Below are 25,651 nucleotides of genomic sequence, written 5' to 3' on the forward strand. Positions count from 1 at the left end.
CTGTTCTTGGTTAGGGGGCAGCGGCGCTAAGGTTCAATCCGTCGCCCAGCTGCTCTCGGGCATAACGCAGTGCGCCATCGCGATGGGCGGTGCTCATATCGAGGAACAGCTCACGACTTTTTTCGCCGGGCCACTGCTCAGGCAGCATCGACGGCGGTAGGCCCGGGTCGAGGTATGGAATGGCACGCCAGGCATCAACAAGTCGAACATAGCAGTGGTACGAATGCGCTAGGTCTTTTCGGGTGGGCTCCAGCTGCTTGATGGTGTCGATGAACTCCTGATGCAAGCCAGCGATTTTTTCAAGATCCCACCAAGTGCGAGCCGAGTCCAATGCGGAATGAGCGAATTGCGGTACGCCGGTTTCAAAAAGTGTGGCGTTGTGCCGAATTTGTAGTGACTCTAGTACTTGCAGAACTTCGGTTTGCAGGTACTGCGGGAAGATCCAGAGCCCCGAGGACACTAGCCCACCGCCGAGTTGGGTGAAATGCTTGCGCAACTGATGGCGTACTGAACGCAGCGACTCCGGCAAAGAGTAGGCGACTAAAGTCCATAAATCGCCCTCCGCCATGTGTCGCGGCGTGAAGATTCGCCGGTTTCCTCGCGCAAACATTCGCTGCGCCGGCTCGCTGATCGCAATGCATCCTTCTGCGGTGAGATGAAAGAGTCCACGATCGGCTAATCGGGTGACAGCCGTTTGCGCCGCGGCCTGTCCCACCCCGGCTGCCGTCGCTAAAGCCAGCACCTCGGGACGTGGAACAGGCCTTGCGCAATGCCGCAGGTACAGTCCGGCGATACTGCGCAGCAGTGAGGTGGCGCTGCCGCTGCGGGATTCGAAGTCATCCAGCGTGAAGGCCTGCAGGGTGCTACTTCGTCCCAATTTCGGTTCGCACAGCGAAAAGTTCTGGGAAGAAGGTCAGATCTAATGCGCGCTTGAGGAAGTCGACGCCCGAGGATCCGCCGGTGCCGCGCTTGAATCCGATAGTGCGCTGCACCACCCGAAGATGCCTAAAGCGCCAGGCCTGGAAGTTATCTTCGACATCAACCAGATCCTCACAGGCCTGATAGAGCGTCCACTTGGTCTGCTCGGACTCATAGATCTCTTTGAAGATCGGTACGAGTGCTTCACGGAACTCCCATGGCTTGGTGACGTCACGCTCGAGGATCTCGACGGGAACGTCATAGCCTTGGCGCGCCAGCGCAGCAAGGAACACATCATAGATTGAGGGCTCATTGAGCAGTTTTTCCAGCATTGCGTGAGCAGTCGGGTCGGACTCATGCACCTTCAACATCCCGGCGTGCTTGTTGCCCAAGATGAACTCCACCCCGCGATATTGGAATGACTGGAAGCCGGAGGATGATCCGAGGAAATCACGGAACTGGGCATACTCGCGAGGAGTGAGCGTGGCCAGAACCGACCACTGTTCGGTCAAGGTCTTCTGAATGTGCTTGACCCGGGCCAAGCACTTCAAGGCCTTCCCGAAATCATCTTCGGTGAGCAATCTGCGGGCTTCAACCAGTTCGTGCAGCATGAGTTTCAGCCATAGCTCGCTGGTCTGGTGTTGGATGATGAACAGCATTTCATCATGATGCTCCGGGACGCTTACCGGATGCTGTGCCGAGAGGATCTTTTCGAGGTCGAGATAGCTCCCGTATGACATCGCATTACGGAAATCCGTGCGGACTCCGGGTTCAATATCGCGCTGATTGGGGGTCTGTTGTGCTGGGGTGCTCATGCCAAGAGCGTATCAGTATCGTAGCGATCGTCACAATAGTGAAAGTACGCTTCTGGGTAACGCTACTTGTGAATTTGAGGGCTCAGGAATGAAACACCACCCTAATGTGTTATGCATGCAAACGCATGTAAATGAAAGGTATCTCGATGAGTAAGCAGATCGTTGTCGTCTCCGGGGGATTGGGCACCCCATCAAGTTCCGGGCTACTTGGCCGCCAGTTAGGACAGGCGCTCGTGCGAGAGTTAGCTGCCCAAGGCGTGCAAGGGGATCTTTCCGTGGTGGAACTGCGCGATTACGCTGCGGATATCACTAACAACCTGCTCACCGGCTTCGCCCCACCAAAGCTGCAAAACGTTTTCGACTCCGTGGTGAACGCCGACGTAGTGATCGCCGTTTCCCCGATTTTCACCGCCTCGGTCTCTGGTCTATTCAAATCATTTATCGATGTGCTGGATCCGAAATCACTCGACGACAAACCGGTTGTCCTAGCTGCCACCGGCGGCAGCGCCCGCCACCAGCTGGCCATCGACTATGCCATGCGGCCGATCTTCGCCTACTTACGTGCACAGATTATGCCCACCACGGTTTTCGCATCATCCGAAGACTGGGGTGCGGACCAAGGAGCCGGAACCCTCTCCGAACGTGAACAACGCGTCGCACGCGAAGTCATTCGCGTATGGGGGACCGGTGCGAGTCTCAGCGCCGACGCGGACTTGGGCGATACCCGATCGATCGCCCCCAAGGTCAGCGACAATGCAAACGCGCGCGATGAGATGACCTCACTGCCTTTCGAGAAGCTCTTGGAGCAGGTGAGGTCCGGGGCGACCTTGTAAGACGAAGTTTAACCTCAGGTAGCGGCGTGGATCTAAGTACGATATGCCAAGTCGCGGCGAACCCCGGTAGCATGCCCCTAAAAGCCATGGAATGATGAACTCCATCCGGCAGTCAGCGAATGCGAAAGGTAGCCCCGCCGATGCTCCCCGAGGAAACAATCACGGCCATCGCCGATGAACTAGTTCAGGCAGGTGCCACGCGCACCCCGGTCCCCTTACTGACCGCACGCTACCCCGAAATGACGGTGGAAGATTCTTACCGCGTGCAGAACTTATGGCGCCAGCGCTCGGAAGCTGCCGGGCGCGTATTGGTTGGGCGCAAGATCGGTCTGACCTCGCGCGCTATGCAGATGGCTACCGGGATCACTGAACCGGATTACGGGATCATCTTCGATGACATGCTCTTTGATACCGGATCCAGCTTCAAATGGGCGGATTTCACTGGAGCACGCGTGGAAATGGAGTTGGCCTTCAAACTGAAGAAGGACATCGAAGGTCCGAACGCTAATATTTTCGATGTATTGGATGCCACCGAGTATGTGATCCCGGCATTGGAAATCCTTGACGCTCGGGTAGAGATGGAAGGACGCACCATCGTTGACACGATCAGTGACAACGCCGCCATGGGCGCGATGGTAATGGGTGGTAACCCGGTCAAACCAGAGGCGATTGACTTGCGCTGGGTTTCAGGCATCCTGTTCAAGAATCAGACCGTTGAAGAAACCGGAGTTGCCGCCGGGGTGTTGAACCATCCTGCAGCCGGCGTGTACTGGTTGGCGAATAAGATTGCTCCGCACGGTGATAAGTTGCAGGCCGGAGAGATCATCCTGGCCGGTTCCTTCACTCGCCCCATGTGGGTCAATGAAAACGACACCGTCTTTGCCGATTACGGACCGTTAGGAACTGTCACATGTCATTTCGAGTAGAACCCGATCCCTCGCTGAAGGATGCGTTGAAAGAAGCAGACCATTCGCTAAGCGGCATCTGGGTCTGCTCTGCCTCACCGCTGATTGCCGAAATATGCGCCGGGGCCGGATTTGATTGGCTCTTCATCGACGCGGAGCACTCTCCAAATGATTTGCAGAACGTCTTGGCGCAGTTGCAAGCAGTGCGGGGCTATCCCGTGGTGCCGGTCGTCCGCCCACCGGTGAACGAACCGGTGATTATTAAACAGTTCCTGGACCTGGGGGTGCAGTCACTGATCATTCCGATGGTTCACACCGCCGAGCATGCGGCCGCGGCCGTGGCTGCCTGCCACTACCCGCCCTTAGGGGTTCGCGGCGTGGGCTCCGCGCTGGCTCGTTCGGCACGCTGGAATCGTATCCCGGACTACCTCAACCGGGCTGGGGACACGGTGACCGTGATGGTGCAGATCGAATCGGCCGAAGCGGTAGCGAACGTCGAGGACATCGTCGCCACTGAAGGTGTCGACGGTATCTTTATCGGCCCTTCGGATCTAGCCGCCACCATGGGGGTGATTGGGCAGCAGAACCACCCAGATGTGGAAGCTGCGGTGCTCAAGTCCATTCAGGCAGCTCGTGCGGCCGGCAAATATGCCGGAGTGAACGCCTTTGATCAGGGTAGCGCGCGGAAGTATATGGAAGCCGGAGCGCACTATGTGGGGGTAGGTGCCGATGTGGCACTGTTAGCCCGTTCCACCGAAGCCCTAGCCGCTTCTTTTAAGGGTGCAGAGGCCTCGGATGCTCCAGCGAGCTACTAGGTAGCCTGCTGGCCCTCGTTGCCATCATTGCGCGTCGCACAACCGTGTGCGCCCGCAATGGTGGCAACATTGTTTTTAATGACCCGTGAAAAGAAACCCATGAAAGCAGTAATGCTTCGTTTGCGAAACGGCTGGCCGATGCCGTTGGTGCTCCAAGGGGTATTTGAGATTCTGCAGTCGGTGGTATTTGTTGCTGCCATTTTGTTGATCCCGCTGATCGCTGTGTACTTTAGCGGCGGCTTCAGTGAAGAGTCTTTCGAGATGATCTTGAAGTTCGGTGGCATCATCTGGTTGGCCAGTCACGGGGTTCCCATTCAGGTACATAACTTGGGGCCGGTGGCCGATCCGAGCTCCGTCTCAGGGTGGTTTACCTTGATTCCGTTGGGGTTAAGCCTGATTCCGTTTATTTTCGCGATGCGTGCCGGACGTCGCATCGCTCGCGCGTCCTACACCGATCAACTGTGGCAGGGACTCGTCGGAGCTTTTGCCGCCTATGGTGTGGTGGGTCTGGGAACGGGTTACTTAGTGAGCAACCATCACGCCTCGGTGAACGTGGTCGCCGCAGCGTTGATCCCGCTAATCATCGTCTTTCTGGGGCTGAGCATTGGTGCCCGACGTGAAGCCGGTTCCTGGGGGCGGCTGATCGGGGTCGATACGGCTGCCTACCTCAGCCGGCTTTCCCCGCATCGCCGGTGGGCCGGGTCGTATGTTTGGCATGTGATTGTGGCCGGCTTCGTCGGCTATGTTGCTGCGGTGGGAATTAGCGGGATTCTTTTCTCCGTGGCGGTAGGGGCACATTGGGGGGATGTAGCCAATGTCTATCAAGAGTTACGTCCGGGAGCTATTGGGTCCTTCGCGCTGACGTTATTGCAGTTGGGGTTCATCCCCAACATGGTGTTTTGGACCCTGTCTTGGATTAGCGGCGGCGGGTTCGCACTGGGTGCCGGAAGCACGTTGTCCACCTTAGAAACTACCGTGGGACCACTTCCTTCCATCCCGCTGTTCGCGGCCTTGCCCAGTGGAGATCATGGAACCATGTGGCTGTTCATGTTGCTTCCGCTGCTGGCCGGAGTGGCTGCCGGATGGTATTTCCTGCGTGTGGGTGAGAACCATTTAGAAGACTGGTTTAGCCGTCGCATCCCCTATAACTGGGCGGCACTAGGCGTCTCAACGAGCGCGCTGGCGGTTTTCACCGGCTTTGTCGCCGGGGTCCTGAGCCTTCTTGGGGCTTGGCTGTCCTCCGGCTCATTGGCCGTGGGACGATTCACCGAGATGGGTCCGCACCTGTGGCAGAGCGCCGGATTGTTGGCCCTCCAAGTGGCCGTCGGTACCGCCATCGGATACCTGATCGCTCCCTTATTTGAGAGCGACCCGGTCCTGGAAGGCTAGCGCGCAATTCCCACGTCCCACGCATGATGTAGGACATCGTGCCACGCGTATTGGGTCAAGGTAGTGATCGTGAACGCCGCACCGTTGGAACGCAATCCCTGCCGTTCATAGTCGCGTGGGGAAATACCCTGCAAGCGGGTCGTGAACTCGGCGGTGGCCGCACGTAGGAGTCCGGCTGCTTCGGCCGGTTCCAGAAGGTGGTATTGGCCTAGAACCGCGGCTTGGTCTTGATCCCAGTTCGGGAACGTCGGCGCATCCTGAGACAGCATTAGGTTCAGCCGTTGCACCATCACCTGAAGCATTTGGGCCACGTGCACCACATACTCTTGGTCGCTCCAGCGTGTGGGGTCTTGCCGTTCACGACTAGTGGGACGTTCAAGCACTGGAAAGAAATCTTGAATCTGTTGCGAGAACCGTGCCGTGATGTCTTCGGGGGTTAACCCGCGCACATCTTGGCCGCATTCTTGGCACGGCTCGCTGAGCACTATGGTCCAGTCCTTGTTATCGGGGATGATCTCCGACATGAGTCCTCCAAGTCTTCAAGCGGTTTTTGCCTAGTCTAGAGCCAAGTGCCCGAGCATTCGAGAGGCGGCGGGTGCTCACGCTGCGAAGCTCAGCAGCAGTCGTTAGCTCAGCGTGGCCGTTATCCAGGGACCGTCTGCAACCGCCAACGCCCCAGCACCGCGGCAGTGGACATTTCACTGAGCACCAGTAATGCTGATATCGCCATCTCTCCGCCGCTCTGCGTGCTGCGGTGATGGAACTAGCGCATTTGCCGGGTAGCGCAGGAAGCTGCGCTGCACGCTAGGCTAGGATATGAGTGAAATTCCGGACGGGACGACCCGTTCGTTCCAGCGACATGGGGACGACCCCGTGGAATGGGTTCCGACCCCTTGAATATCACCCTGACGCGTTCGATCATTACGCCGACCGCATTACTTCGACTCGCCATCGGTTGGGGCGGTTTCCTGCTGCTGAGCCTGACCGGCCACCTGTTGGGCAGTACCCTGCCTGCCTGGTTGTTGTTGCTGTGCCTTTTAGGGATCATCCTAGTCATCCTGATCTGCTCCTTTGGGGTAGTGCACGGAGCTGAACAGCTCGCCCGACGGATGGGGGACCCCTATGGTTCACTAGTTTTGACCCTGTCTATCGTATTGATCGAAGTTATTTTGATCTCTGCGGTAATGCTGGGTCCGGGGGAGCACTCCAGTATCGCCAAAGACTCGGTGATGGCCGTCTCGATGATCATTCTTAATTTGGTGATCGGATTGTCGCTGCTGGTTGGCGGGATAAAACACGGAACAATGGCCGTCAATCGCACCGGCACCTCCAGCTATCTGGTGATGCTCGGGGTGCTCCTGATGCTGGCATTTGCCCTGCCCGGACTGATTGGCGAGGCGGGGAGTTACACTACCGCCCAACGAATCCCCTTAGTACTACTCACGCTGGGACTGTACGCCTTTTTCCTGTACCGGCAAATGGGGGCGCAAGCCCCAGACTTCACCGAGCTGCAACCGACTGGCAACGCGGCGGGAGACGGAGCGGAGAAAAGCGAACCGCGCACACCGATCGCTCAAATTCTGCGTGAGCACCGCAAGGAAATCAGCTTACGGTTGGGACTGTTGGTACTGACCGTATTGCCGATTGTGTTGCTGTCTCACGATATGGCGAGTTTGCTCGACCTTTCTTTGGAACGAGTCGGTGCCCCGGTGGCGCTATCCGGCATTCTGATCGCCATGATCGTGTTCCTGCCCGAGTCGATTACCTCCGTTCGGGCTGCCTTGGCCGGGGAAATTCAACGGGTCTCTAATCTCTGCCATGGCGCACTGGTCTCCACGGTGGGTCTGACCATCCCCGCAGTATTAGTCATTGGCTCACTGACCGACCAACGGGTGATCCTGGCCGAGAGCGCAGCGAATTTGACCTTGCTGGCTGTCACCATGCTGGTCACGGTGGCGGGATTCGGCGCCAAAAAACTCACGGCGATCCATGGTGCGGCACACTTGGCGCTCTTTGTTGTTTATGGGCTGGTAGTTTTTTCCTAGCGCAACCTAGCAGACGGGAACTACAAGCACAGAACGTCGACAGCCTAGAATGTTGAGCATGCGCATTGTGGTTTTGGTTTCTGGTACCGGTTCGAATTTGCAGGCAGTGATTGATGCCGTGGCCAGCGGTGAATTGCCGGATGTGCAGATTGTGGCGGTCGGGGCCGATAAGCACGGCACCTACGGTGTGCAGCGCTCGGCGGATGCCGGGATCGAAACCTTCGTGGTGAATTTCAAGGACTACCCGCAACGGTCCGAATGGAATCACGCCTTAACCGAGAAATGCCTGTCCTACCAGCCAGACTATGTGGTGTCCTCCGGGTTCATGCGGATCGTCGGCGAAGAGTTCATCAACGCCTTCGATGGCACTTACATCAACACCCACCCGGCGCTTCTGCCTTCCTTCCCTGGGGCTCATGGGGTGCGTGACGCGCTGGCCTACGGGGTGAAAGTCACCGGATGTACCGTACACATCGCCGATGCAGGAGTAGACACCGGGCCAATTTTGCGTCAAGAAGCCGTGACCGTGTTGCCTGAAGATACCGAGGACAGCCTGCACGAACGGATTAAGGTCGTTGAACGACGATTGCTGATTGCGACACTAGCCGACCTGGCCGCAAAACAGCACAGCTCCTAAACAATCGGTTGAAGACGGCTGCATACTGATTGCTAGAGCGAGCGCGGCACTAGCCTAGCTGCCGACCGGTGGTTTCCGGGGCGAAGCGTGCCATGACGAACATGGCGATAATGACCAGCACCGTAGCTCCGATAAACAGCGCACTGAGTCCTACCACCGGCCAGAGCGCCGCAAAGAGAAGCGGACCGAAGCCCGCGGCCAACCGCGACATGGTTGAAGCCCATCCGAATCCTGAGGCGCGCAGTTCGGTGGGGTACAGCTCGGAGACATATGCATAGAGCACCGGGATAGCCACCTGGATAATCACACCAAAGACCAAAACCCATCCGATCGCGGTGCTGGGCACGTGCAGGGATTGTGCCAGAACCACCAACACCATCCCCGCTAAGGGTGCTGAGACCCCAAGCAACCATTTGCGTCCCACTCGCTCGACCAGAAGCGCCGCAATCAACACGCCAATCAGACCCATCAACGCCATGACCGCGGTGGTGAACAAGGCCGCAGACTGCTCCATGCCGGCCTCTGCAAGAATCGAAGGAAGCCAAGTCAATGCCAGATAGTAAACTAGCAGCACAGTGATGAATAACAGCCAACTCGTCGCGGTCAATGAGGGGGAGTAGCGCCAGAGCGCCACCACTTGTTGCCACCACGCGATTGGTTTCTCGCGCAACGCCTGGATCTGGTACTCCCGAGGTTCCGCACCGGTGCGGCGAACCAGATCATCAATGACCGTCCGAGCTTCGACTTCGCGACCCTGTGCGGCTAAATAAAGTGGGGATTCGGGAACCGAACGACGCACAAAATACACCAAAAGCGCCGGTAGGATCATGGTCAGCAGAATCAGCCGCCAATTATCGGTGGTGGCAATCACCGCGCCGGAAACGAAGAAGGACAACGCCGCTCCGATGGGCCACCAACCATCCATAGCGGTGAGTACCCTCCCCCGTAATTTTGCCGGAGTGAATTCGCCAACTAAGGCATAGTCCACCGGAATACAACCGCCCAACCCCACCCCGGCGAGGAATCGAAAGAACACAAAGAAACCAAAGTTCGGGGAGAACGCGCCCAGAACAGTAAAGATCGAAAACATGAGTAAGGTGGCCGAGAATGCCTTCTTCCGGCCATAGCGGTCGGCCAACCCACCCCACAGAAAGGCGCCCACCGCCATCCCCACCAGATTCGAGGTGCCTAGCAGCGCCGCGGTGGTCCGGTCCAATCCCCATTCTGCGGCAACCAACGGGATGAGCGCCCCATTGAGGGTCACATCCCAGGCATCAAACATGAATCCGAGACCGCCAATGATGAAAATTGAACCCTGTACGGACCATTTGAACGGCAGTTCTTGCACAATCTGAGTACCGGTTGGGTGAGTGGTGGTGGACACGAGTTCAGCCTTTCGCTGGCCGGGCTAGCAATGAAGATCCTTGTGTAGCTTACCGATTCCCCACCCCGCGACCTACCTAACTACGCCTAATTTAGCTTCACGTCAAGACCTATCGGTGCGGGCCAGAACACGGTAATCTCTGGTCATGGGAGTAGATTGGACCGCTCTCGAAGAGGCGCTACGGGTGTCCGCCCTTCGACACGCGGCGGAAATCATTGAGCAACACCCGAATCAAGACTTCTATGCCATCGCCTTGCACGGGGTGAGCACCGAGGAGTCCGAATCTATAGACATGCCGTTGTTGGCACTGAACTCGATCCAAGCATTGGAAAGAGACCGGTTGACCGAAACCCGCGAACTCTTGGTGGTTCGGGGGGAGGACCTCGACAACGAGGAATTCTACGAAGACCGTGCCGATGCCGACGAATTCTCTGGCAGTGGTGAACCAGAATCCGATGATGACACGGATTCCGAGGATGAAGATGACTCGGACACCGAAGATATTGACCAGGTGTTGCAGGCACTGGAAGCAGACCTTGAGTCCGATGATCAGGATGGATTCTATTCAGATAAGTGGGAACCCAGTGACTGGCACTGGTCCTCGATCGAACTGATTGAGGATGTTGCCGCCGAAATCTGGGGTGACGCGTTACGCGCGCTGGCCGAACGCGAGGGCTGGAGCCGGACGATTCGAACCTACTATCGCACCATGGTCAAGGTGGCTCTCGGGTTGCGTGATGAGCTCAACGAACGAACCAAGGTTGACTTGGTGACCTACGTGGCAGATGACGATCATGCCGAGGCGCTTCTACGATTGTGCCTCACTCCACAACAGCTCACCGAGCATTTTCCGGATATTGTCTTGGACGACTCGATGTCTGAAACATCCTGAAGTTTACGTGGTGCGCAGGGCTAGAATGGACGCGGCGGCAGCAAGCCGTCGTCATTTACCCTGTCGCACTCTCGGGAGAGCAATTACGTGAGCAAGACCGTACTAGATCGTGTGGCGATCCGTCGCGCCCTCATTTCTGTTTACGACAAGACCGGGCTGGAGGAACTTGCCGCCGGGCTGCACGCCGCAGGGGTCAAGCTCATTTCCACCGGTTCCACGGCTAAAAAGATTGCCGCAGCCGGCATTCCTGTCACCGAAGTGGAGCAGGTGACCGGTTCACCGGAAATGCTCGATGGGCGGGTTAAAACCCTGCACCCGCGAATTCACGGCGGGATCCTTGCCGACCGTCGCGTGCCACAACATCTGGACACGCTTTCAGCGATGGAAATCGATCAGATCGACCTGGTGGTAGTGAACCTCTACCCCTTTGTTGAAACTGTAGCTTCTGGCGCTGCACCGGATGAGGTGGTGGAACAGATCGACATCGGTGGCCCGGCAATGGTGCGCTCGGCCGCTAAGAACCATGCCGCCGTCTCCATTGTGGTGGATCCCAGCTTCTACCCTCAGGTTATTGATGCTGCGGGAGCAGGTGGTTTTGAGCTGAAGACCCGTCAGCGGTTAGCCGCCAAAGCCTATGCCCACACCGCAGCCTACGACAGCGCGGTCGCTTCCTGGACCGCGAGCCAGTTCCTTGACGAAGATGAGACCGGCGAGATCAGTTGGCCGGCCTTCGCCGGTGTCGCCCTAGAACGTGAAGCCGCGCTGCGTTACGGCGAGAACCCACACCAGCAGGCAGCGCTCTACACCGACGCGGCAGCCGCACAGGGTATCGCGCAGGCCAAGCAGTTGCACGGCAAGCCCATGAGCTACAACAATTACGTGGACGCCGACGCTGCCCTGCGTGCCGCCTTCGACTTTGCCGAACCCGCCGTGGCCGTTATCAAGCATGCCAACCCCTGCGGGGTGGCTGTTGCCTCCCCGGACGCGGTGGACCCAATCGCCGATGCGCACGCCAAGGCCCACGCCACCGACCCAGTTTCCGCCTTCGGCGGGGTCATTGCCGCGAACCGGACGGTTACCAAGGCCATGGCAGAAACCGTCAAGAATATCTTCACCGAAGTGGTTATCGCCCCGGATTTCGAAGCTGAGGCCGTGGAAATCTTATCCGCGAAGAAGAATATTCGTCTGCTTACGCTGCCGCAGGGTTACGCCCGTAATAGCAATGAGTTCCGCCAGATCTCTGGCGGGATGCTCGTCCAGGCCGGCGATAATATCAGCGCCGACGGTGATGACCCGACGAACTGGACCCTCGCAGCAGGTGCCGCCGCCGATGAGAAGACCCTCGCGGATCTAGTCTTCGCTTGGCGTGCAGTGCGTGCGGCGAAGTCCAACGCGATTCTGTTGGCCAAAGACGGCGCTGCCGTTGGTATCGGCATGGGGCAGGTGAACCGTCTGGACTCCTGCAAGCTGGCCGTGGAACGCGCCAACACCCTAGGCGTGAGCGTTGACTCCGGTGCCGATGCGGCTGGCGGAGCGGAAAATGCTGACGGTTCAGTATCCGAACAGCGCGCTCAAGGAGCCGTAGCCTCCTCGGACGCGTTCTTCCCCTTCGCCGATGGGTTGCAGATCCTGATCGATGCCGGCGTGAAGGCTGTGGTCCAGCCAGGCGGTTCGGTACGAGATGAAGAAGTGATCGCTGCGGCAAACGCCGCAGGTATCACCATGTACTTCACCGGAGCCCGTCACTTCTTCCACTAAACGATTAGTTGTTCCACAGGGCCCCGCACAGCGCACACCGCGTTGGGCGGGGCTCGGAACTTTAAACAACTACGAGTTCTCGCGCCGCGAAACACTGGCCACGGCACTGAGCGCTTGCAGCAGAATGGACAGTGCGAAACGACCCTGAATTCTTACCCGCTGCAGGCTGTTAAAGAACCGGATTCAACGACTCAAGAGCAGTTTTCCTGCAGCGAAACGGAAGAAAAATGTCTAGGATTATAGCCGACCTTCCGGAACAAATTCTGAGAGTATCCACCGACTAGTCATTTGCCCGGCCGTTAGTCAGGCAACGTTGAAAAACCCATCGAGCTCTACAGGGAGCAGTGACGACTGGAGGCATGCCAATTCTTCGCATTGACATGCAAGTAGCAGTACCTGAGATTACAGCCTCAGGTGCTGTTGAGACAGATATCGTCCGGTGGGTTCGCAAGCCGCTACTCGTGCTAAAGCGTGCGGAATCCTACGTTGTAAAAATGAGGAATCTCACTTATTGTCAAATCCTGCCCTCTTGCCTAAATTGTGGCCCTGATCACTTTGGATTGTCTGTGCGGCATCAGCGCAAAGGTCAGAATTTCACTGGTAACCATGGGAACTAAGCATGCGAGGCGCGGTTCGCCCCCTGATTTTCCGCGGAAAATCAGATCTTCGGGCACTAAAATTGATAGTTATGGATTTTGACCAAGAACATCCAGGCCAGGTTCCCGCCGAGACAACGCCCAACAACGGGCGTCCCGGGTCGGGACAAAAAGCTTCCAAGAACAGCAATGTGCAGTGGGTGAAAAAGGCCCTGAACAAGGCGCGGAAGAACCCCGAATTCGGGATACACCCCGGATTAATCCCGGGGATTAGCGTCGAAGACACCGGTGTTCGCTTCCCCACCCGGCGTAGCGTCTTCATCGTGGCGCTGGTGGTCTCCTTGGCGGTTCTTCTCTGGGCGATCTTCGCTCCGGAAAACTTGAACACCGTGGGCGTGGGGATGCAGAGCTGGGTGGTGCTGAACTTCGGCTGGTTATTCAATCTCACCGTCGTGGCTATCGTGATCTTCATGTTCGTTGTGGGCTTTGGCCCGACGGGCAAGATCCGTTTAGGCGCTGATGACAGCACCCCTGAATACTCCACCAGTTCATGGATTTCGATGTTGTTCGCTGCCGGTCTGGGAATTGGACTGATCTTCTACGGTCCGCTCGAACCGTTGAGCCACTTTCTTACCCCACCACCGTGGTCGGACGCCGAGGCTCGCAGCTCCGATGCCGTACTTCCGGCCATGGCAGATTCGATCCTGCACCAGGCATCGTTCGCATGGTGCATTTATGCCCTTGTGGGTGGCGCGTTGGCCTACGCAGCTTACCGTCGGGGACGTCTGCCGCTGATTTCCTCATTATTCGAGCCGGTGTTTCCAAATGGCAACAACCGGATACTGGGCAAAGTCATCGACGTATTCGCGGTACTGGTCACCCTGTTTGGCACGGCCACCTCTTTGGGGATCGGCGCCTTGCAGATCCGCACCGGTACCTCGATCGTGACCGGGGCTGAGCTGGGCAACGGCTATGTCGTGGTCGTGATTAGCCTCCTGACCGTGGTCTTTACCTTCTCCGCCGTAGTCGGCATTAAAAAGGGTATTCGTGTTCTGTCGAATGCGAATATGGCCTTGGTGATCGCGATGGCCGCCTTCGTCTTGATTCTTGGTCCAACGGTTTTCATTCTGGACTTGGTGCCTTCCACCGTGATCACGCTGGTAGGTAATTTGCCCGACATGCTCTCCGTGTTCGCTAGCCAGGGACCGGTCCAAGCCGAGTACCTGACCGCTTACACAACCCTGTATTGGGCTTGGTGGATCTCTTGGTCGCCATTCGTGGGGATGTTTATTGCCAAGATTTCCAAGGGACGCACCTTGCGCCAGTTCGTCACTGTCGTGGTCTTCGCACCTGCTGGAATCTCGATCCTTTGGTTCTCCGTCTTCGGCGGTAGCGCGATCTGGATGAATATGAACGGACTGGATGTCGCGGTCGAGGGTGCCGGGGAAAATGTCATGTTCGATGTGTTGGCGAACCTGCCGTTGAGTTCGGTGATGTGGATCGTGTGTTTGCTGGCGATCCTGATCTTCTTCGTGACCGCCGCAGATTCGGCGGCTAATGTCATGGGTTCAATGTCCCAGTCCGGGCGGCCGGAACCAGCGAAGCCAGTCACGATTATCTGGGCTGTGGCTTTGGGGCTGATTGCGATGTTCCTTCTACTGGCCGGTGGACGCAACGCACTGTCTGGGCTGCAGTCAATCATGGTGACCTGCGCACTGCCGTTCGTGGTGATCTTGCTGGGTGTGATGATCTCTTGGGGTCTGGAATTGCGTAATGACCCGGTGATGATTCGCCGGCGCTATGCCCTAGAAGCGATCCGCAGTGGGGTGCGACGCGGCATCGACGAACACGGTGATGACTTCGCTTTCGGCACCGACGCGGTACCGGAAGAACAGGGAGCCGGAGCCGACTTCCAAAGTGATGACCCAGCTCTGACCGAGTGGTACACCGGAAGTCTGCCGATCGTGAGCGCCCGAGAACTAGATGCCGTAACGCCCGGTGAGAAGCTACCCGAACTTGAGTCCGAACGCACTACTGATGGGACGAGCAGCTAGCTCCACTAGGTCGGCGGATACGACAACACCGTTGCGGTATAAGAGAAGAGCAACCTTCTGGTACGCCACAACGGTGTTGTCCTGGTGAGTGGTGCTAGCCGCGGATTTGTCGAGGCGCGGATGGTAAACGCCCTCGGGTCAAGAGCCATGCGGCACCAGCCGCGGCCAATGGCACAACCAGGATGATCACTGTGAGCTGTAGCCACGGGATGACCGGTGTTAGTTCGCGAGTCAACCCCAGCAGCGTCAGCATCGGGACCGTTCCAGCCACAATGCCTAAGAGCGTACCCAGTGCGGCGGTGAGTAGCGCTTGAGCCGCCGACAGCCGTTTACGCAGCCGGTGGTCCGCTCCAATTCGGGACAGCACGGCTTGGTCTTGCTGCCCATCAGCCAATGCTAGTCCGGCGGTGATCCCAGCGGCGCCTAGGGTGACTAGCATCGAGAGCAGGACTAAGAACCACAGCACATTGTTTAGATCTGCTGGTGGTCCCGATTCAAAATCCACGATCCCATATTCGCCCACAAAGGGGTGCAGGGCGATAAATAGTTCCTCAAACTTCTCGTTGTTTGGGGTGTGGTCGAGGCTGAAAATTATCGACCGTTCGGCTACCGGGATACCCAAGTCCTTTGCGGTCTGTGGAGAAATCACCGCGAAATAGTTCAGCGGTTTCTGCGGTTCCTCGACCATCGCCGGAATGCTCTGCGTGGTCACCGGCTTGTAAATGGGGCGAAGTACCCTTTCCGGAGCTGACTGTTCCCAATTTTGAGCATCGAAGTCTTCGTTCGGGTCGTAAGAGAAGACCGTGGTTTGTCCGGAATCGGTGAGGAACACCGGGTTACTTATCACTGCACCGCCATGACGCAACATCTGGAGAGCCTCAAAACTCGGCGTCTGTCCAAGCACCAATTTGAGCTCTTCTTCACCGCCGACGATTAGTCCAGGCCACCCGAGAGATTGCCCGGCTTCGGCGATGGCGCCCTGACAACGCCAATCATCCAGATTCACGGGTAGATAATCCGGTGCCAGAACGCAACGATGCTCTTCGGGTTCCAGTAACCCCCAGCCTAAACAGGGCTCTTGATCTTGTAGTTGCGCGGAGGATTCGTCGAAGGAAGTCAGCTCCGTGCAGATGTTCGCATTGGGACTACCCGAGATCACTTGCGTCTCTACATTCGGACCAAGAATTCGTTGCAGGGGTCCGAGTAAATCTGCTGGGGCCGCGCGGCCGAGCGTTACAGAGGTTGTCTCCGTGATGTTTGAAGCTAGTCTTTCCTCTTCGTATTCTAAGAATTCCAGTGCCAGAGCGCCTTGATTGAGATGATACGACCACTGATAATCACGATCTTCCCAGCGCAAGGCACTGGAGGTGAAGACTGTCAGGGCGCTGGATAGTGTAACGGCCGCCAAAACGGCGGCTACCGCCGGAACAGTGCGGTTACGATTGCGGTTCGCGTCGCGTAGCGCAAGTCTTAAGGCCAGCGGCAACCGATCGGTGACAACGCTCAGCCGCTGCACTATGGAGCCCACAAGGAAGATGAGGCCCAGTAACAAAGCGACAGCACCGAAAATTACCAGGGAGACACTCATCTTGTAGGTGGCAGACAGGTAACTAGAGTTGCGCGTCAAAAGCGCTAAGAATAGTGCCCCGAGCAACGCGAGGGCGCCAATCCCCAACAAGAACCAGCCGAACTGGGTGGCATTGCGTTTGTTAGCAGATGCAATTGGCTCGGGTTTCAGAGCCTGCGCGGCCGCCTGCAACGCTACAGCTCGTGCCGGGATGGCTGCCGCGCAAACCCCGGAGGTGACGGCAATCAGTGCCATGCCGAGCACGCCGAGCACCGGAATATGGATACCGCCAAATTGCGTGTCCCCCGATTCCAGAGATGCCCAGACCCAGACCGATCCGGTAGCGACGCCGAGGCTCGCACCGAGGATGCCAGCAATGGTTCCTAACCAGATCCCGCCAGCTGTCACCACCAGACGCAGCATCCCTGCTTCTGCGCCGGAGACGGCCAGCAAAGCCAAATCGCGTTGCTGTTGCCGTGCGCCCACAGCGAAGGCGGTTCCAGCGAGCAAACCTACTTCTAAAAGTGCCAAGAGACCTAAAAGTAACAACACCCCAGCTTCTGATGCGTCAACGACCCAGCGTGGCTCCCCATCGATATAGGTACCGGCATAGGCTAAGAATTCGGCTTCACTGGGCGGATTAAGCATAATGCTCCCCGCGGTCAGCACCACGCCGTGCTTATTCAGCTCTTTTGCCAGCTCCCAGGTGGGAGGTTGTTCGCCCAACAAATAGTAAACCAAGCCTTGTGACTCTGGTTCGTTTTCTGCAGGTAGCTGGGTCGGATCAAGAAATAGGATTTCGTCCCAATCACCGACTAGGTGGTCGCGCACGACACCGGTGATGGTGAAATCCTGCAGGTTGGTGGTGAACTGATCACCGATCGACAGGTCAAAGCGCTTCATCAAACCGGCGGTCGCCATGGCCTCATTGGCGCCGTGCGCGGCTCGTCCTTCGCGCAAGCTGTATTTACCTTCGAAATCCGGGGTGTAGCACTTGGCTAGCTACGGCGCTAAAAGGCAATTCAGCCTGCGCATAGTGGGCCGTGAGTTCTACTTCCCACCAAGGTAAGAGCTCATAATCAGTGGATAGTAACGGCAACACCTGCTCGAAACCAATTTGTTCGCCACGCAACGGGCCGGTCGAGACGAACTCTAGATCGCCCTGCGGGGTCTGCCGAACCGAAGTGAATTCGGTGAATCCGGCATCAACTCTACCCTGCGTGGAACCCAGCTGCTGGGTGACCGTCTCCTCGGGGGTGGGCGTGGCAGAGCTGATGACAACGAGCAGTAAAGACAGCGCGAAAACCGGAAGCGCGATGAGTCCTATGATCAGGACCGAACGCGCACGGTGTCTTTTGATATCCCGCCAGGCCATCCGCAGCGCCAAGGTGAGGCGACGGGAGGTACTTAAGCTGACGGGGCTTAGGTCCAGGCCCACTTTAGTGTTGGGCCTGGCTGAATAGCACTGCGGGGTCGTGGGCTTGCGAAGCCTCATCGACGATCAGACCGTCACGCAGAAAGATCACTCGATCGGCCCAGCTGGCATGCCGCGCTTCGTGCGTGACCAGCATAACCGCGGATCCCTCGTCGGCGCATTGGCGCAAGACGCCCAAGATTTCATCACCGGTTGCCGAATCCAGTGCACCGGTGGGTTCATCGGCCAAGATTAAGCGTCGTTGGCCGACAATCGCTCGTGCGATGGCAACCCGTTGTTGCTGCCCGCCGGAGAGCTCGTCCATGAAACGTGTGGCTAGGGAAGCAATCCCGATGCGGCCAAGTGCGTCCATGGCTAGTTTTCGGGCAGTCCGCGGCGAAATTCCGTCCAACTCCCGGGGTAATGCAACGTTCTCTACTGCGGTGAGGGTGGGGATTAGATTGAAATCTTGGAATACGTACCCCACTGCACGTCGACGTAGTCTTGCCAACTCGTTGATATGCAATCCGTTGAGTGAAGTTCCTTCAACGAAGATCTTGCCTTTGCTCGCCGTATCCAGTCCACCGGCAAGCGAGAGTAAAGAGGACTTGCCCGAACCGGAAGGTCCCATTACGGCAACGAATTCACCAGCACCGATTTCCATAGTGACATCGTGTAATGCTTTCACCGAGGTCGCGCCGGAACCGTAAGATTTAGCGACCTTGGAAAGCCGCAGGATCGCAGGGCTCATTTGGCGACTCTTTCTTCCTCAGCGGCGGACGGGGCAGAATCTTTGCGCGGCCGTGGTTTCGCTGCGGAGCGATGCTGGCGCATCCAACCTTCGCAATGATCAAGCCAGCGGATCTCGGCTTCGGTGGTGAAAATCAAGGAGTCCAGCACCAAAATCCACGCCACATCCTGCGGTTGGCCCTGTGCTGGGTCAGCTGATTGGCGACGCTGATGCGTGTAGGACTGCAAAGTGCGCATCGAGGCGGTACGTTGTGCTTGAACGATGGCCGACACATCCACCCCCTCCAGAGTTAAAGCCAAAGCAAGTTTGATCGCCAGCTCGTTACGCGGTGGGTTGCTTGCTACCACTGGTGCAGCAAACCAATTGTTTACCTCGGTCTGACCGGCTGCTGTGATGCGATAAATGACGTGCCCGTCCCCGTCGTCTCCCTCTTTGACTGCTAGTCCGTCGCGTTCCAGCCGATCCAAGGTCGTGTAGACCTGACCGATGTTTAACGGCCAGGTTGCGCCGGTGCGCTCTTCGAATTCTGCACGTAACTGATACCCATACATGGGTTGGTCCTGTAAGAGGGCCAATAATGAATGGCGGATGGACATAGCGCCTCCAGAATATTAGTGCTGAGCATACTTAGTATGCATACTGTGTATGTAATACTAGATACGTAGTATGCAATGAGCAAGTTTGCGCTGGTCAGCATCGCGTATCTCGGAAATTAAGTGAGGTGCGTGGTGGAAGCGGCCCGAGGGAACTAGAGGCTCGGCAGAGATGCACCTGGGGGAAGTGCCCCGTGTTCCAGTAACAGGAATGAAAAGTTCTAGGCAAGTAATGCGGGACGCAATAGCCCCTTGCTGGCTGCCAGTGCTCCGGCCTGAAAGCGGCTTTCCGCGCCCAGATACTCGAATATCGACGCGATATGGCGTCGGCAAGTCCTCACGCTAACACCCGCTCGCGCAGCGATGGCTTCGTCAGTCAAGCCCAGCGCCATGCCGTCGAGCACGGCGGATTGGACGGCACTCAGCCCTCTGGCTTCCGAGTGGGTTTGCGACTTGGGCAGGTCGACCGGCATGGGCGTGGCTGCATCCCAGATGCAGTCAAAAACTGCGGCTAAGGAAACAACGAGATCTTTGGAGTGGACGACAATAGCGGTGAAATCGTGATCGTAATCGGGGCGGGAGATCAATGCTGATGTTCGATCGAAAATCATCACCCGAAGTGGTAGGACAGGTAGCGTGCGATGCTCGGCTCCGTGCGGAGCCAACTCGCGAGCCAAATGCAAGGTTGGCGGATGATCCCGATCGCGTGAACGGCGTAAGGTCCTACGCTTTACCCCGCGCTCGAGCAATTCAATGTCCTTGAGTGCTGAAGACTTGGCTCGTTCAACGTTGCTAATCGGGGTAGGTTGTACTGCCAAGACTTCGCTGGCCACGTCCCTGCTGGCCTCCGAGAGATACTTGGTCACCATGGCGCCGTCCTGCAGGATCTCCACATGGGAGCCCTCCGAAGCGGCCGCTTTCATTTCGCGGTAAAGCGGCAGCAAAGCCAACATTTCTCCACGGTGTTTGGCGATTCCCAGCTGCAGCTCATGAACCCGGCGGACATCATCAGCAAGGAGTGTGGCGACAGCGACATCTGGGGGAGTCGCGGTGACCGTGGTTTCGCTCCCAGCGGTGCTGTGCAGCAGGTGATGCTCGGTGAGTTGCTCTCTGGCAACAGCAATCTCCGCGAGGGGGATATTCAGCTGGACGGATGCCTGTTCGTTAGTCCATGTCTGCTTGCCGATAGCGAAGGCGTAAAGCCGCATGGAATTCTCGTTGAGCATCCGTCCTCCAGAAGTATTTTTTCGAACTTATCATCTATCGACTGGTCAAATCGTCCTTCGTCTTCTTTTGGCCCGAAGGTGAAGTGAATGTGGGCCACAGTTCTACGGCCCAATCAATCGCTCTTGAATTCAATACTTGAGCTCCGGAATCCACCGTCTCTTTCTCTGGATGGTTAGCCATGTCCAACTTCCTTTGGCACCTTCTTGTCGATACTTGCGGTGGCCGCCGCGGTAGCCACCGCACAAGTTACTGCCACAATCGGAAACCAAGGAACCGAGCTTTGGGCGATAAAAGGAATATTTGCGCCGACAGCCAAGACCGCCAAGGTGGTGACTAGAGTTGCGCGCTGCGTCGGACGCTGTGAGCGAAGGACTAAGAGCAGCGTGGCGAAGAGCACGGTGAGTAGGCTTGCGGCAATGACCGCAGCCATGAGTAAGTCACCGCCGGATCCGATGAGCTCCAGCACCGCGCCGATCAGCCAGACAGTGGTGGCCAACACTCCGAGCAGGCGCGCCTGCCTGGACAGAAGCTTCTTATTGGGCGCCTTCATGGATAGTGCAGCAGACATGACGTCCACCTTTCTAATTTATGGGGGAGAAAAGTGCTGAATTCAGTAACTTTGATTGTTGGACCGTCCAGTGTGCGGCGTATATGCCCGAAGAACCTCAGAACGGGGCAAGTAACCCAGTCGATTCAGGAGCGTGTCATTTGGCTGGGAAACTAGATGCTGGGCTCTTGAGGCCTGATGATCATGTTGCTGGGGTGGTTTAGCGCGCTCCCTTGGATCCGCACATCCCGATGCTCCTTTCCTAGTTCCTTCCTTGAATTGCCGTTTTAATTCAGTCCTAGTCGGCCGGATCATCGACTACCGGAGTATCGGCGGTCGTGACGATGGTCGTGGGTGCTAGGCAGGGCGATTGGCGTGGCGCTCGCAGCCCGGGCGGCGCGGTGGTGGCAACTGTGGCGCATCATGCTGGTGGTCTGGAATCGACGGTTAATAGGAAGCTCCTTGGGCACTCTTGTGAGGTATGGGGCTGCAACCCATCCGGGTTGCTGCAGGAATAACTCTCTCCCGCGGCTTCATGCGCTGGTAGGTCCACATCTGGACATGATACTTAGTGGCCAGAACTAGCCCTGCGAAGTACCGCCAGAACCGTGAAAACCACCCCTCGAATCTTCCCTTAAAGATCATTTGACATGGAAGAAATCGTAGTTCACCCCGATACTAGCGAAGAGGTATAAGGCAGTATTTTGGCCTGAAAGTTCCTTGGCAACTACCGGACGCGGCCTAGAGTGGCCAAATGGCAAGAGGGTGCACGGGTTGCAGGCGGTGGGTGAGGAGGCGGCGCTTGCCGCTGCTGAGATTGCCTCACGCTGGCACGTTGCATGAGGTGTTGTTGACTGGGTCGAATGCGGGGTGGCCGATTCCCGCGTGTGTAGCGCAGGCTAAATTGTTCAACAAAGTATTGCGAAGATTGTTCAACAACATGTAATGTATCTTGCAGCACATAGTGAGGGTGATGCTCATCACCGATAGCGTATTGGATGGAATCATGGAAAGCTCTGAGACGAAGCCGAAACTCAGTCCCGCGGCACGGCGCACCGCCCTGATGGGGGCAATGTTCCTGATGGCAACCAGTGCCATCGGCCCCGGATTCATTACGCAAACCACGGAATTCACTGTTCAGATCGGTGCAGCATTCGCTTTTGCGATCGTGGTATCGATTCTGGTAGATATCGCTGTCCAGCTCAACGTTTGGCGAGTGATCGGTGTCAGTGGGATGCGCGCCCAAGAACTGGGTAACAAGGTCCTCCCCGGGGTGGGCTGGGTAATGGCGGCTTTGGTTTTCGTGGGTGGACTAGTTTTCAACATCGGCAATATCGCCGGCACCGGGCTAGGAATAAACGCCATGCTTGGGGTGGACGCCAAAATTGGTGGTGCGATCTCGGCTGCGATTGCCATCCTGATCTTCCTTTCCAAGAAGGCGGGCATGGCCTTGGATCGAATCGTGGTGCTGCTTGGTGCGATCATGATTCTGCTGATGTTGTACGTAGCCATCGTGGCTGCCCCACCGGTAGGTGAAGCGCTAAAAAACACCGTGATGCCCGAGCAGGTCGACTTCCTGATCATCACCACGCTCATCGGCGGTACTGTCGGTGGCTACATCACCTACGCCGGTGCGCACCGCATGCTCGACTCCGGCACCAGCGGCGTGGAACATATCAAAGCAATTTCAAACACCTCGATCCTAGCTATCTTGGTGACCGGTGTGATGCGGGTGCTGCTATTCCTCGCAATTCTCGGTGTGGTCGTCGGGGGAGTGGCACTGACCAGTGACAATAAGGCTGCCGAAGCCTTCGGGATCGCTGCTGGCGAGATCGGGATGCGCTCATTCGGTGTCATCCTCTGGGCCGCGGCGCTCACCAGTGTAATCGGGGCGGCCTACACCTCGGTGTCCTTCGTTACCAAGTCCACCACCTCAGCGGGCAAGCGTAATCTGATCACCGTCATCTTTATTGCCTTCTGTGCCGTGGTCTACCTGTTCCTGGGACAAGCGCCGCAGACCCTGCTGATCTTCGCCGGGGCATTCAATGGGCTGATTCTGCCGATCGGATTGACCGTGCTGCTCTGGGTGGCTTGGCGTCGCCGGGATCTGATGAACGGTTACCGTTATCCCAAGGTCCTGCTTTTCAGCGGTGCTGCAGCCTGGTTGCTGACGATCTTCCTCGGATGGAACTCGATCTCCGGCTTGGCAGCCCTTTGGAACGGCTAAACACAATCAAACTAAGACGCACAATTTCAAGGAGTTGACGATGAGTACACACCAGCTATCCGCAGCAGAACGTGCAGCACTGAAACCCAGCGAAGCCCGTGCCCTGTTCCGCACCGGATTCAGCGCCCCCACCGCCGGATTCAGTGCCGGCTACGCGCAAGCTAATCTGCTCATTGTCCCCAGAAATTTGGCTTTTGAGGTGCTGCTCTTTGCGCAGCGAAACCCGAAATCCTGCCCTGTGCTCGGTGTCTTGGATGCCGGAGAAACCACCGGTGAGCTGTTGGTCGGCGGCGATATCCGCAGTGATGTGCCCAAATACGTGGTCTACGAGAACGGGGTCAAAGTTGATGAGCCGCTAGATTTATTCGAGCACTGGCGAGAGGATCTGGTCACCTTCATGGTGGGATGTTCCTTCACGTTCGAAACCGCGCTGATGGAACACGGTATCGGCATGGCGCACATCGATCAAGGGGTCAACGTACCCATGTATCAGACCAATGTTCGTAGCAACGCGGCCGGCAGTCTTGGCGGACCTATGGTGGTCTCGATGCGGCCCATCCCTGCCAGTCAGGTGGCCGACGCGGTACGAATCACCTCACGCTACCCCGCCGTGCACGGGGCCCCGGTGCATATCGGTAACCCACAGGAAATTGGCATTGCTGATCTTGCTTCACCGGATTACGGGGATCCGGTCTCTCTACCCGAAGGAACCATCCCGGTGTTCTGGGCATGCGGTGTGACTCCGCAAGCCGCGGTCATGGAATCTCGTCCGGCCCTAGCCATTGGTCACGCTCCCGGGCATATGCTCATCACTGATGCGCGGGACTCGCACTATCAGATGCCGTAGTATGCGCCGCTGAGGGAGAGCGCGACACCGCAGCGGGCTTTGTAATCCCCGCGACAAGGGGCTGAACACCAAGTCAACGGGCCACGCGTCACCGTAGGGTGACGCGTGGCCCGTTTAGCATATTGGCTGTGGCTACTTTTTGGCGCTCAGCCAAGTGTCGACCTCGGCGAGAAGTTTGACCTTAGCTTCGGCTTCAAGGAAGGTTGCAGTGAAGGAGTTCCGTGCCAGCTGCGCCTGAGTGTCAATATCAAGGTTGAAGGCGTTGACCACGGCCGCGAGGTTCGCATCTAGGTATCCGCCAAAATAGGCTGGGTCATCCGAATGAATCGACACATTCAATCCGGCTTCAAGCATGTGAGGTAGCGGATGTACCTCGATGGTGTCCACAGCTCGCAAACGCACATTCGACAGCGGGCAGACCGTCAGCGGCATCTGCTCAGCCACGAGGCGTTTGACCAGCTGCGGATCATCCAAGCAACGGATCCCGTGATCCACCCGTTCGACCTTTAACAGATCCAGCGCTTGCCAAATGTAATCGGGGCCGGCTTCTTCTCCGGCGTGCGCGACAACGCGGAAACCATGCTCCCGGGCGTAGGCAAAAACCTCGGTGAAGAGCTCAGGGGGAAATCCTACCTCGGAGGAGTCCAAACCAATCCCGTCGATATCATGGTCATCGCGCACCAGTTCGATGAGCAATTCCATGGCTTCGGACGCTGGAGCGTGGCGCCAGAAGCAGGCGATCAACTGGTGACTGATGCCGAAACGGGTTTGCCCTTCGGCTAACCCGGCGCGGATCCCGGAAATTACCTCACCCAAAGCGAGCCCACGGCTGGTGTGCGCCTGTGGATCAAAGAACAGTTCGACGTGGCGGACCCCGCTGGCAGCGGCACGCTCCAAATAGGCCAGCGTGAGCTCAGTGAAATCTTCGGCCGTGCACAACACCACCATGTTGGCGTAGAACAAATCCAAGAACGACTGCAGGGAAGTGAACTCATAGCGTGAGCGCAGATCATCGAGGGACTCGTAGGGCAGCGCGATCCCATTCTTGTGGGCGAGTTCCATGATCATTTCCGGCTCCAGCGTGCCTTCTAAGTGAACATGCAATTCAGCGACGGGTAGTTTCATGGTCTCCTCCATCTGCCGGTGACTGCTGGGTTACCGCATGGATCTAGCGATCGTTCTGTCGCAAGTCACCGGCGACAGGTAGCGGCAAGCGCGTTGTCATCCGGGGGTGTCGTGGAACAACTGGCTAGTGCTGAGCGAGCACGCGAAAGTAGCAACCAGAAGGGGAGCTGATGCTTTGAGCATGTTGCCCGTTCGGAGTGCTTTGGTGCTGCATCTGATGTGCAATTCTACCCGGCAGCTTGTGCACGGCTGGTTGTTGAACGTCGGCGAGTAGACCAGTGCCCTAGTGAGATTGCGCGCAACATCGGGTGT

General features: G+C 57.3%; 22 protein-coding genes. 11 read left to right on the top strand and 11 right to left on the bottom strand.

What is annotated here, in order from left to right:
- Positions 1-10: 10 nt before the first annotated feature.
- Both ACQQZ8_RS03010 and kynA read right to left on the bottom strand, forming a co-directional pair.
- Entirely contained in the window at positions 11-877 is an 867-nt protein-coding gene (locus ACQQZ8_RS03010; protein WP_431711239.1) for a PaaX family transcriptional regulator, read from the bottom strand.
- Positions 864-1,733: a tryptophan 2,3-dioxygenase gene (gene kynA, locus ACQQZ8_RS03015; protein ID WP_431711240.1), complete on the bottom strand. Its 870-nt coding sequence runs from the start codon at positions 1,731-1,733 to the stop codon at positions 864-866. The genes ACQQZ8_RS03010 and kynA overlap by 14 nt, the downstream gene beginning before the upstream one ends.
- A 146-nt stretch (positions 1,734-1,879) precedes the next feature.
- Here kynA and ACQQZ8_RS03020 point away from each other — a divergent pair, with 146 nt between their 5' ends.
- The 4 genes from ACQQZ8_RS03020 to ACQQZ8_RS03035 all read left to right on the top strand — a co-directional run bounded on the left by ACQQZ8_RS03020 (position 1,880) and on the right by ACQQZ8_RS03035 (position 5,675).
- Positions 1,880-2,566 (top strand): CE1759 family FMN reductase, encoded by a 687-nt coding sequence (locus ACQQZ8_RS03020; protein ID WP_431711241.1) that lies wholly within the window; start codon positions 1,880-1,882, stop codon positions 2,564-2,566.
- A gap of 140 nt (positions 2,567-2,706) precedes the next feature.
- Positions 2,707-3,492 (top strand): 2-oxo-hept-4-ene-1,7-dioate hydratase, encoded by a 786-nt coding sequence (gene hpaH / locus ACQQZ8_RS03025; protein ID WP_431712117.1) that lies wholly within the window; start codon positions 2,707-2,709, stop codon positions 3,490-3,492.
- A complete protein-coding gene (locus ACQQZ8_RS03030) occupies positions 3,477-4,286 on the top strand; it encodes an aldolase/citrate lyase family protein (RefSeq protein WP_431711242.1) in 810 nt (269 codons plus the stop codon). Before hpaH ends, ACQQZ8_RS03030 begins: the two co-directional genes overlap by 16 nt.
- Before the next feature lie 78 nt (positions 4,287-4,364).
- The gene (locus ACQQZ8_RS03035) at positions 4,365-5,675 is read left to right on the top strand and encodes a cell division protein PerM (RefSeq protein WP_431711243.1); all 1,311 of its coding nucleotides are present in this window, start codon (positions 4,365-4,367) and stop codon (positions 5,673-5,675) included.
- Here ACQQZ8_RS03035 and ACQQZ8_RS03040 read toward each other — a convergent pair.
- The gene (locus ACQQZ8_RS03040; protein ID WP_431711244.1) at positions 5,672-6,199 is read right to left on the bottom strand and encodes a DinB family protein; all 528 of its coding nucleotides are present in this window, start codon (positions 6,197-6,199) and stop codon (positions 5,672-5,674) included. The genes ACQQZ8_RS03035 and ACQQZ8_RS03040 overlap by 4 nt on opposite strands.
- A 354-nt stretch (positions 6,200-6,553) precedes the next feature.
- On the opposite strand from ACQQZ8_RS03040, the gene ACQQZ8_RS03045 reads away from it, so the two are divergent.
- Both ACQQZ8_RS03045 and purN read left to right on the top strand, forming a co-directional pair.
- Positions 6,554-7,720 (top strand): calcium:proton antiporter, encoded by a 1,167-nt coding sequence (locus ACQQZ8_RS03045; protein ID WP_431711245.1) that lies wholly within the window; start codon positions 6,554-6,556, stop codon positions 7,718-7,720.
- Between the two features lie 58 nt (positions 7,721-7,778).
- Entirely contained in the window at positions 7,779-8,357 is a 579-nt protein-coding gene (gene purN, locus ACQQZ8_RS03050; RefSeq protein WP_431711246.1) for a phosphoribosylglycinamide formyltransferase, read from the top strand.
- Positions 8,358-8,406: 49 nt separating this feature from the next.
- Here purN and ACQQZ8_RS03055 read toward each other — a convergent pair whose 3' ends face one another.
- Entirely contained in the window at positions 8,407-9,741 is a 1,335-nt protein-coding gene (locus ACQQZ8_RS03055) for an MFS transporter (protein WP_431711247.1), read from the bottom strand.
- A gap of 145 nt (positions 9,742-9,886) precedes the next feature.
- On the opposite strand from ACQQZ8_RS03055, the gene ACQQZ8_RS03060 reads away from it, so the two are divergent.
- The 3 genes from ACQQZ8_RS03060 to ACQQZ8_RS03070 all read left to right on the top strand — a co-directional run bounded on the left by ACQQZ8_RS03060 (position 9,887) and on the right by ACQQZ8_RS03070 (position 15,041).
- Positions 9,887-10,633 carry a hypothetical protein gene (locus tag ACQQZ8_RS03060; protein ID WP_431711248.1) on the top strand — a complete coding sequence of 249 codons (747 nt, stop codon included), beginning with the start codon at positions 9,887-9,889 and terminating at the stop codon, positions 10,631-10,633.
- 87 nt (positions 10,634-10,720) lie between these two features.
- Positions 10,721-12,391, top strand: coding sequence for a bifunctional phosphoribosylaminoimidazolecarboxamide formyltransferase/IMP cyclohydrolase (gene purH / locus ACQQZ8_RS03065; protein WP_431711249.1), 1,671 nt, complete (start codon positions 10,721-10,723; stop codon positions 12,389-12,391).
- Between the two features lie 688 nt (positions 12,392-13,079).
- Complete coding sequence (locus tag ACQQZ8_RS03070; RefSeq protein WP_431711250.1) at positions 13,080-15,041, top strand: BCCT family transporter; 1,962 nt, start codon at positions 13,080-13,082, stop codon at positions 15,039-15,041.
- 94 nt (positions 15,042-15,135) lie between these two features.
- Here the strand turns inward: ACQQZ8_RS03070 and ACQQZ8_RS03075 are convergent, their stop codons facing one another.
- The 6 genes from ACQQZ8_RS03075 to ACQQZ8_RS03100 all read right to left on the bottom strand — a co-directional run bounded on the left by ACQQZ8_RS03075 (position 15,136) and on the right by ACQQZ8_RS03100 (position 21,161).
- Positions 15,136-17,568, bottom strand: a complete 2,433-nt coding sequence (locus tag ACQQZ8_RS03075) for a hypothetical protein (RefSeq protein WP_431711251.1) — start codon at positions 17,566-17,568, stop codon at positions 15,136-15,138.
- Positions 17,569-17,575: 7 nt separating this feature from the next.
- A complete protein-coding gene (locus ACQQZ8_RS03080) occupies positions 17,576-18,046 on the bottom strand; it encodes a hypothetical protein (RefSeq protein WP_431711252.1) in 471 nt (156 codons plus the stop codon).
- Position 18,047: 1 nt separating this feature from the next.
- Complete coding sequence (locus ACQQZ8_RS03085) at positions 18,048-18,773, bottom strand: ABC transporter ATP-binding protein (protein WP_431711253.1); 726 nt, start codon at positions 18,771-18,773, stop codon at positions 18,048-18,050.
- The gene (locus ACQQZ8_RS03090) at positions 18,770-19,369 is read right to left on the bottom strand and encodes a PadR family transcriptional regulator (RefSeq protein WP_431711254.1); all 600 of its coding nucleotides are present in this window, start codon (positions 19,367-19,369) and stop codon (positions 18,770-18,772) included. Before ACQQZ8_RS03090 ends, ACQQZ8_RS03085 begins: the two co-directional genes overlap by 4 nt.
- A gap of 218 nt (positions 19,370-19,587) precedes the next feature.
- A complete protein-coding gene (locus ACQQZ8_RS03095) occupies positions 19,588-20,592 on the bottom strand; it encodes a LuxR C-terminal-related transcriptional regulator (RefSeq protein ID WP_431711255.1) in 1,005 nt (334 codons plus the stop codon).
- A gap of 173 nt (positions 20,593-20,765) precedes the next feature.
- Positions 20,766-21,161 carry a hypothetical protein gene (locus ACQQZ8_RS03100; protein WP_431711256.1) on the bottom strand — a complete coding sequence of 132 codons (396 nt, stop codon included), beginning with the start codon at positions 21,159-21,161 and terminating at the stop codon, positions 20,766-20,768.
- A 985-nt stretch (positions 21,162-22,146) separates the two neighbouring features.
- Between ACQQZ8_RS03100 and ACQQZ8_RS03105 the strand changes: the two genes are divergently transcribed.
- Positions 22,147-23,367 (top strand): NRAMP family divalent metal transporter, encoded by a 1,221-nt coding sequence (locus ACQQZ8_RS03105; RefSeq protein ID WP_431712118.1) that lies wholly within the window; start codon positions 22,147-22,149, stop codon positions 23,365-23,367.
- A gap of 40 nt (positions 23,368-23,407) precedes the next feature.
- Positions 23,408-24,214: a putative hydro-lyase gene (locus ACQQZ8_RS03110; RefSeq protein WP_431711257.1), complete on the top strand. Its 807-nt coding sequence runs from the start codon at positions 23,408-23,410 to the stop codon at positions 24,212-24,214.
- Positions 24,215-24,346: 132 nt separating this feature from the next.
- Here ACQQZ8_RS03110 and ACQQZ8_RS03115 read toward each other — a convergent pair whose 3' ends face one another.
- Positions 24,347-25,339, bottom strand: coding sequence for an adenosine deaminase (locus ACQQZ8_RS03115; protein WP_431711258.1), 993 nt, complete (start codon positions 25,337-25,339; stop codon positions 24,347-24,349).
- Positions 25,340-25,651 lie beyond the last annotated feature (312 nt).

Source organism: Glutamicibacter uratoxydans (genome assembly GCF_050753455.1).
Classification (GTDB): domain Bacteria; phylum Actinomycetota; class Actinomycetes; order Actinomycetales; family Micrococcaceae; genus Glutamicibacter; species Glutamicibacter uratoxydans_A.

What these genes read in the sequence shown, in the direction of transcription:
- kynA (WP_431711240.1), bottom strand. Translation starts at nt 1,733, where the DNA reads ATGAGCACCCCAGCACAACAGACCCCCAATCAGCGCGATATTGAACCC.
- ACQQZ8_RS03020 (WP_431711241.1), top strand. Translation starts at nt 1,880, where the DNA reads ATGAGTAAGCAGATCGTTGTCGTCTCCGGGGGATTGGGCACCCCATCA.
- hpaH (WP_431712117.1), top strand. Translation starts at nt 2,707, where the DNA reads ATGCTCCCCGAGGAAACAATCACGGCCATCGCCGATGAACTAGTTCAG.
- ACQQZ8_RS03030 (WP_431711242.1), top strand. Translation starts at nt 3,477, where the DNA reads ATGTCATTTCGAGTAGAACCCGATCCCTCGCTGAAGGATGCGTTGAAA.
- ACQQZ8_RS03035 (WP_431711243.1), top strand. Translation starts at nt 4,365, where the DNA reads ATGACCCGTGAAAAGAAACCCATGAAAGCAGTAATGCTTCGTTTGCGA.
- ACQQZ8_RS03040 (WP_431711244.1), bottom strand. Translation starts at nt 6,199, where the DNA reads ATGTCGGAGATCATCCCCGATAACAAGGACTGGACCATAGTGCTCAGC.
- ACQQZ8_RS03045 (WP_431711245.1), top strand. Translation starts at nt 6,554, where the DNA reads ATGGGTTCCGACCCCTTGAATATCACCCTGACGCGTTCGATCATTACG.
- purN (WP_431711246.1), top strand. Translation starts at nt 7,779, where the DNA reads ATGCGCATTGTGGTTTTGGTTTCTGGTACCGGTTCGAATTTGCAGGCA.
- ACQQZ8_RS03060 (WP_431711248.1), top strand. Translation starts at nt 9,887, where the DNA reads ATGGGAGTAGATTGGACCGCTCTCGAAGAGGCGCTACGGGTGTCCGCC.
- ACQQZ8_RS03070 (WP_431711250.1), top strand. Translation starts at nt 13,080, where the DNA reads ATGGATTTTGACCAAGAACATCCAGGCCAGGTTCCCGCCGAGACAACG.
- ACQQZ8_RS03085 (WP_431711253.1), bottom strand. Translation starts at nt 18,773, where the DNA reads ATGAGCCCTGCGATCCTGCGGCTTTCCAAGGTCGCTAAATCTTACGGT.
- ACQQZ8_RS03090 (WP_431711254.1), bottom strand. Translation starts at nt 19,369, where the DNA reads ATGTCCATCCGCCATTCATTATTGGCCCTCTTACAGGACCAACCCATG.
- ACQQZ8_RS03095 (WP_431711255.1), bottom strand. Translation starts at nt 20,592, where the DNA reads ATGCTCAACGAGAATTCCATGCGGCTTTACGCCTTCGCTATCGGCAAG.
- ACQQZ8_RS03100 (WP_431711256.1), bottom strand. Translation starts at nt 21,161, where the DNA reads ATGTCTGCTGCACTATCCATGAAGGCGCCCAATAAGAAGCTTCTGTCC.
- ACQQZ8_RS03105 (WP_431712118.1), top strand. Translation starts at nt 22,147, where the DNA reads ATGGAAAGCTCTGAGACGAAGCCGAAACTCAGTCCCGCGGCACGGCGC.
- ACQQZ8_RS03110 (WP_431711257.1), top strand. Translation starts at nt 23,408, where the DNA reads ATGAGTACACACCAGCTATCCGCAGCAGAACGTGCAGCACTGAAACCC.
- ACQQZ8_RS03115 (WP_431711258.1), bottom strand. Translation starts at nt 25,339, where the DNA reads ATGAAACTACCCGTCGCTGAATTGCATGTTCACTTAGAAGGCACGCTG.